Consider the following 340-nt stretch of genomic DNA (forward strand, 5'->3'; position numbering starts at 1 on the left):
CGCGAGGCGGCCGAGCTGAGCGCGAGCGGCAAGGCCAAGGGCGCGCTGCATGTGCCGCTGGTTGCGGTGGCGAACAAATGCGACCCGAACAGCCCGTCCTGCGTCAAGGGGCTGTCGGTCGACAAGCCCGTGGTGGTCTATTGCGCGGCCGGCGGCCGGGCCGAACGCGCCGGGGCCGAGCTGCTGAGCATGGGCTATCAGACGGTCTACAACCTCGGCGGCCTGTCGGACTGGGTCTCTGGCGGCGGCAAGGTCGAACGCTGAATGCAAAAAGGGGGCCTTGCGGCCCCCTTCGTTTTGGTGAGACGCCCCCCGGTTCGGGAACCGGGACGCGGCTCAG

At 69.7% G+C, this 340-nt stretch carries 1 protein-coding gene; it reads left to right on the forward strand.

The features are described 5' to 3' along the window. On the forward strand, window positions 1-264 hold a 264-nt coding region (locus CG50_RS09525; RefSeq protein WP_036637550.1), incomplete at its 5' end, for a rhodanese-like domain-containing protein. Between the last annotated feature and the right edge of the window lie 76 nt (window positions 265-340).

This window comes from Paenirhodobacter enshiensis, from assembly GCF_000740785.1.
Lineage (GTDB): Bacteria > Pseudomonadota > Alphaproteobacteria > Rhodobacterales > Rhodobacteraceae > Rhodobacter > Rhodobacter enshiensis.